This is a genomic window from Enterobacter sp. CGMCC 5087 (genome assembly GCF_003144775.1).
GTDB lineage: Bacteria > Pseudomonadota > Gammaproteobacteria > Enterobacterales > Enterobacteriaceae > Enterobacter > Enterobacter cloacae_M.
Genome location: NZ_QFXN01000261.1, coordinates 1 through 2,161, shown reverse-complemented (window position 1 = coordinate 2,161; position 2,161 = coordinate 1). Strand labels below are relative to the sequence as shown.

Annotated in this window: 2 protein-coding genes; both read right to left on the bottom strand. The window is 59.2% G+C overall.

The annotated features are described in order from the left end of the window. On the bottom strand, window positions 1-441 hold a 441-nt coding region (locus DEO48_RS23010), incomplete at its 3' end, for a contractile injection system protein, VgrG/Pvc8 family (protein WP_258306162.1). A gap of 69 nt (window positions 442-510) precedes the next feature. Further along, the coding region (gene tssM, locus DEO48_RS23005; protein WP_109846400.1) for a type VI secretion system membrane subunit TssM at window positions 511-2,161 on the bottom strand (1,651 nt) is incomplete at its 5' end.

The following is a 2,161-nucleotide window of genomic DNA, read 5'->3' as shown; positions in this document are numbered from 1 at the left end:
GCAGTATTCGCGGGCGGCATGGTTCTGACGCAGCGAGAAGGCATAGTCCAGAATGCCCGCCTCTTCAAGAATTTCCCCGATGATATCCTCCGGCTTTTTCACCTGGAAAATCCGACAGTTGGTGCGTAGTCCCGTGCGCCACAGCGCCGGTCGCACGACGGCCTCATAGCGGGTACGCTGAAACCCGGTATCGCCCTGCGCAAAATCGCTGACAATGCCGCTCACCCGCCGCTGCAGTTCGCCGTTGTACCAGACCATCAGCTCGCACGACTGGTCCAGCACCTCCCCGAAATCAATCCCGGTCTGCGGGCTTGCCAGACTCAGCTTCAGTGCAAAGGGTTCACTCATCCGTTCTTCCAGCGTGAAATCCACCACGCCAAACGTGCTTTCCGGTAACGTGCCCACCTTAACGGTAAAGCGTAATCCGTTGCTCTCTGTCACATAACGCTCCTGCTCTGTCTGCTGTGTTGTTTGCCCGCCCCGATATGACTGTCTTTACGCGGGCCGGTATTAATAAAGCGTCTCCGGCAGCCGGAAGCGGCTGAACAGTCCCGTGGCAAACGGACTGTGGTCAGCGTCGCTGTAGACCCGCCAGGTCATGGCACCGTCATCCACGCCAAAGCGCACGTCAAACGAACCCCGAGTGACCTGCGTCCGGCTGGCCGCATCCAGCAGGCGGAACATCGCCCACGGGCCGGTAAAGCCCAGGCTTCGCGGTGAGCGGGTGCCGTCATCCGGTATCAGGGTCAGTTTGCTTTCTGCCCCTTCACGCAGGGCGTTCGGCCAGACCAGCGGCACTTTCTGCCGCCGTCCGTGGCTGTAGTCCATCCGCTGACCATCAAGGTTCAGCACGCCACGACGTTTGTTCGTGGTCAGTTCAACCGGCTCAATAGTTAAATGCACTTCCGGCTGCCCCTGAGCATTGAACAGCGCATCCCGGATCAACTGCGCCTGCGCAAGCTGGCGTATCAGCTCCTGCAGACTGGCGTTGCCCGTTTCCTGTTTCAGCACGCCGCTGTCGAGCAGCGGTTTGAGTTGCGTCAGGTAAAAGCTGTCCAGCGTGCCGCCGGGGGCAAAGAAACGGGTCACTTCAGACAGGGACGCATCCTGCGAAGAGATCGGGCTGAAGGGATAGCGGTCAGCCAGGGTGTCGTTAAACGGCGTCAGCACCTGCTCATTCCACGCCTGGTTGAGGGATGACATGGCAAGCGTTGTGGTGACACCGGCAACCTGCGTCGCAATCTGGCTGACCCAGCGATCCAGTGGCGCAGGCAGCTCCCGCGCAGTCTGTTGCAGGCTGAAGGCCGGATCTTTATACGGATCGCTCTGGCGCAACTGCAGGGCCTTAAAGGCAGCCGCCCCCGGATCACCGGCACCGTTGATCTGCTCCAGCCACTGTGCCAGCGCGGTAAGCTTCTGGTTCAGTTCCTGAAGCTGAGGTGCATTATCCCCGTGACCTTTCAGGGTGTCGTCCAGTCGGGTGAACGGACGCGCTATCCGGCGCAGGGTGTCACGCTGTTGCGCTTCATCCTTTCCGGTTAACGGACGAATGGCAGTGTTATCGCTCAGCAGGGAGACAATATGCCGGAAAGGCTGTTCATCGCCGGTGATGGTGTTCAGCACCGACAGCGCCTGCTCAGGTGAATCAAAGGGCTGAATATCCAGCGCGGATAACAGCGTCTGCCAGTGACCGGTATAGTCACTGATATAGCGATCGCTCACCTGGCGCTGAATTTCACTGCGATCGGCCTCGCTGAGCTGAACCTGTTCATGTTGCCCCAGCACCCACGCATCCAGCCCGGTTAAATCAAACAGCGTTTTATTCTGGTTAAGGAAAAAATCCCGGTAGCCGGACCAGGTAAACAGACGCGGCACCGTACCGGCATGCGCATCCCGCAGCACAAACACGCTGTCAAAACTCTGGCCGGTTTCATCCTGTACCCGTAAATCCGGTGGCAACGTCGCGGTGGCCCGCGCCATCAGTCCCTGATACATCCGCTGATACAATGGCTGGCGGCTCAGCTCCTGCTGTGCGTCGGCAACAGGTTGTGCAAACGGCTTCCAGGCAGAAACAGCAGCAGGTACTTTTTGTGACCGGGCCTGATGCCAGTCGGTATGCCTGAGGGCATAATCCAGATGCTGCATCAGCTGTTGCTGGACC